Source organism: Mycolicibacter arupensis (genome assembly GCF_002086515.1).
Lineage (GTDB): Bacteria > Actinomycetota > Actinomycetes > Mycobacteriales > Mycobacteriaceae > Mycobacterium > Mycobacterium arupense.
Genome location: NZ_MVHH01000095.1, coordinates 1 through 4,635 on the forward strand (window position 1 = coordinate 1; position 4,635 = coordinate 4,635).

Genomic DNA, 4,635 nt, shown 5'->3' on the forward strand with positions numbered 1-4,635 from the left:
TGCGTTATTACGCGGTGTTGGAGGATGGTTTGCAGCCGATTTCGGGTGTGTTGGCGGCGGTGTTGCGTAATTCGGATTCGTTTGGGTTGGATCGGCCGCCGGTGTTGGGTGCTGATGATGTGGCGCGGTTGCCGGTTTCTGGTGGGTTGGATGTGTCGCGGTTCCCGGAGCGGCCGGTGAGGGTGGTTGATGCGGTGTCGGCTCCGGTGACGTGTGCGTTGTGGAGCAAGCCTGTTGGGGCCAGCACGAGTTCGTTGGTGTTGTTGTCGGGTTCGGTGTTGCCGTTGCGTGAGGGTGTGTCGACCTTGGATTTGGTGGGTGCTGGTGTGGGCGGTACGGCTGCTCGGGTGGCGTTGCCTGCGGGTTCGGGGTTTTTCGTGCAGAGCGTCAGTGGTGATCCGGCGGCGGATGCGGTTGCGGGGCCGTTGTTTTGGGTTTCCGATACCGGTGTGCGTTATGGCATCAACACTGAGGGTGGTTCTGGTGGTGGTGAGGGTGACACGGTGTCGGCGTTGGGTTTGAGTGAGCCGGCGGTGCCGATTCCGTGGTCGGTGTTGTCGCAGTTTGCGGTGGGGCCGGCGTTGTCGCGGTCGGATGCGTTGTTGGCTCATGACGGGTTGGCGCCGGATGCGCGGCCGGGTCGTCGGGTGGCTGCTGTTGGTTCTAACGGGGGAGAGTCCCGATGAGTCGTTTGATTTTTGAGGCACGTCGTCGGTTGCCGGTGCCGCCGGTGGATCGGGGAACGATCACGATTGAGCCGCCGCCGGAGTTGCCGCGGTTGGTTCCGGCGTCGTTTTTGCAGCGGGCGTTGCCGGTGGTGATTGTGTTGTTGATTGTGGGCATGGTGATCGCCATGTTCGCCACGGGTATGCGGTTGATTTCGCCGGTGATGTTGTTCTTCCCGTTTGCGTTGTTGGTGGCGGCGGCGGGGATTTATCGGGGTGGGGATAAGAAGTCCCGCACGGTTGAGGTTGATGCTGAGCGGGCTGATTATCTGCGGTATTTGTCGGTGGTTCGGGACAATATTCGGGGTGCTGCGGCGCAGCAGCGGGCGGCGGCGCAGTGGTCGCATCCTGATCCTGCCGATTTGGTGGCGGTGCCGGGTTCGCGGCGGCAGTGGGAACGCGATCCTCATGATGAGGATTTTTTGGTGGTGCGCACGGGCCGGCATGTGGTGCCGTTGGCCAGCACGGTGCGGGTGGCTGATACCGCTGATGAGATCGACTTGGAGCCGGTATCGCACAGTGCGCTGCGCAGTTTGTTGGATACCCAGCGCACGGTGCGTGATGTGCCGGTGGGGTTGGATGTGGCGTCGGTGTCGCGGGTGACGGTCCTTGGTGAGGGTGCTGATGCTGCCGCTGATGTGCGTGCTGCGGTGCGGGCGTGGGTGGCCCAGGCGGTGTGCTGGCATGACCCGACGATGGTGGGGGTGGCGTTGGCCTCACCGGAGTTGGAGTCCCCGGCGTGGTCGTGGTTGAAGTGGTTGCCGCACACCGATATCGCTGGTTCGGTCGATGGGGTGGGCCCGGCCCGGTATTTGGCGGCCAGTGGTGAGGAATTGGTGGGTTTGCTGGCCCCGGTGTTGGCGGCCCGTCCACCGTTTACCGGTGAGCCTGGTGATGGGCTGCGGCACTTGTTGGTCATTGTTGATGACCCCAATTTTGATGTGGCGGCCTCGGTGTTGGGTGTTGCCCGCGCTGGGGTGACGGTCATTGTTCGGGGTGCGGTGGCTCCGAGCCGGGAGCAGTACAGCGATCCTGAACGCCCGATCCTGCGGGTCAGTGCGGGTGGGGGTTCGATTGATCGGTGGCAGTCCGGTGGCTGGTCACGCTGGGTTGATGCCGCCGATGCGTTCAGTGTTGCCGATGCTGGGCACCTGGCGCGGCGGCTGTCGCGGTGGGATTCCAATCCCACTCATGCCGGGTTGCGGTCGGCGGGCACGCGTGGGGCCACGTTCACCACGTTGTTGGGTATTGCTGATGCCTCGCAGTTGGATGTGCCGGCGTTGTGGGCGCCGCGGCGTCGTGAGGACGAGTTGCGGGTGCCTATTGGGGTGACCGCGACCGGTGAGCCGTTGTTCTTCGATCTCAAGGATGAGGCCGAGGGCGGGATGGGTCCGCACGGGTTGATGATCGGTATGACCGGTTCGGGTAAGTCGCAGACGTTGATGTCGATTCTGTTGTCGTTGTTGACGACGCATTCGGCGGATCGGTTGATCGTGATCTACGCCGACTTCAAGGGTGAGGCCGGCGCGGACATTTTCCGGCATTTCCCGCAGGTGGTTGCGGTGATCTCGAACATGGCCGAGAAGAAGTCGTTGGCGGATCGGTTCGCTGACACGCTGCGTGGTGAGGTGGCCCGGCGGGAGTTGTTGCTGCGTGAGGCGGGCCGGCGGGTGCAGGGCAGTGCGTTTAACTCCGTGACCGAGTATGAGGCGGCGATCGCTGCCGGGCATGATCTGGCGCCGATCCCGACCTTGTTCATCGTGGCCGATGAGTTCACCTTGATGCTGGCCGATCATCCCGAGTACGCCGAATTGTTCGACTATGTGGCCCGCAAAGGCCGCTCGTTCCGGATCCATATTCTGTTCGCGTCGCAGACGTTGGATGTCGGCAAGATCAAAGACATCGACAAGAACACCTCGTATCGGATCGGGCTTAAGGTCGCTTCGCCGAGTGTGTCGCGGCAGATCATCGGTGTGGAGGACGCTTACCACATCGAATCGGGTAAAGAGCACAAGGGCGAAGGGTTCTTGGTGCCCGCCCCGGGGGCAGCGCCGATCAAGTTCCGCTCCACCTATGTCGACGGGATCTATGATCCGCCGCGGCAATCACCGGCAGTGGTGATCAATGCGCTGCCGGAGCCGAAACTGTTCACCGCCGGGGTGGTCGATTCGGGTGCGGACACCACGATCATCGATGCTCAGGAGTTGCCTGAGGTCACTCCCCGCAAGTTGATCGCCACCATTGGTGATCAGTTGGCCGGCTACGGGCCCCAGGCCCCACCGTTGTGGTTGCCGCCGCTCGATGAGCCGATCGCGTTGGCGGCGACGTTGGCTACCGCGGGAATCGGTGAGCGGGCGTTGCGGTGGCCGTTGGGTCAGATCGACAAGCCTTTCGACATGCGCCGCGACCCACTGGTCTTCGATGCCCGCTCAGCCTCGGGCAACCTGCTGATTCACGGCAGCCCCAAATCGGGCAAGACCACCGCCGTGCAGACCTTCATCCTCTCGGCGGCGGCGCTGCATTCGCCGCGGGAAACCAGTTTCTATGTCCTCGATTACGGCGGCGGGCAGTTGCGGGCCCTAGAAGAGCTGGCCCATGTGGGCAGTGTGGCTTCGGGCCTGGAGCCCGACAAGATCCGCCGCACGTTCGGGGAACTCGAACAACTGCTGACCGCACGTCAGCAGCGGGAAGCGTTCCGTGATGGCAGTGTCGGTGCCTTCAACGACGGTTACGGGGAAGTGTTCCTGGTCATCGACAACCTGTATGCGTTCAGCCGCGACAACACCGATGCCTTCAACACCCGCAATCCGTTGTTGGCCAAAGTCACCGAACTGGTCAACGTGGGGCTGGCCTACGGCATCCACGTGATCGTCACGACCCCCAGTTGGCTGGAAGTGCCGTTGGCGATGCGTGATGGTTTGGGTCTGCGCCTGGAACTGAAACTCCATGACGCCCGTGACAGCAATGTGCGGGTCGCTGGAGCGTTGACCCGCCCCGCTGAAGCGGTGCCGGCCAACCAGCCCGGACGTGGCCTGACCATGGCCGCCGAGCACTTCTTGATCGCCCAACCCGACCTGGGGCAGATCGGCGCGATCAACGCCCGCCACCCCGGGCTGGCTGCACCGCCGGTGCGGTTGCTGCCGACCAACCTGGCACCCGAAGAAGTCGGGCCGCTCTACACCGCACCCGAGCGCCTGGTCATCGGTGTGCGTGAGGAGGACCTGGCTCCCGTGCAGGTCGACTTCACCACCAACCCGCTGCTGTTGGTGCTCGGGGACGCTAAATCCGGCAAGACCACCTTGCTGCGTCACATCATTCGCACCGTGCGTGAGCACAGCAGTCCCGAGCAGGTGGCGTTCACCGTCATCGACCGGCGCCTGCACCTGGTGGATGAACCCCTGTTCCCCGACAATGAGTACACCGCCAACGTCGACCGGGTCATCCCGGCGATGCTGGGCCTATCGGCACTGATCGGCTCCCGCCGCCCCCCAGCAGGCCTGTCGGCGACCGATCTGGCGGCCTGGCGTTATGAAGGGCACACCCACTACCTGATCATCGACGACGTCGACGCCATCCCCGACACCCCAGCCCTGTCGGGGCCCTACGCCGGGCAACGCCCCTGGAGCACCCTCATCGAACTGCTCTCCCAAGCAGGCGATCTGGGACTGCGTGTCATCGTCACCGGCCGCGCCACCGGCTCCGGCCACGCCCTGATGACCAACCCCCTCCTGAGACGACTCAACGACCTGCAAGCCACCACCCTGATGCTCTCGGGCAACCCCGCCGACAGCGGCAAAATCCGCGGCCAACGCTTCGCCCGCCTCCCCGCAGGCCGAGCAATCCTCCTGACCGACAACGACGAACCCACCTACCTACAACTCGTCAACCCCCAATTCAGCCAAAGCCTGAC

Annotated in this window: 2 protein-coding genes; both read left to right on the forward strand. The window is 63.8% G+C overall.

From position 1 onward, the window contains the following. Positions 1–686 (forward strand): type VII secretion protein EccB (gene eccB / locus BST15_RS20670; RefSeq protein WP_046191441.1); only part of this gene is annotated, 686 nt, incomplete at its 5' end. Further along, positions 683–4,635 (forward strand): type VII secretion protein EccCa (gene eccCa / locus BST15_RS20675; protein WP_083071164.1); only part of this gene is annotated, 3,953 nt, incomplete at its 3' end. The genes eccB and eccCa, both read left to right, overlap by 4 nt.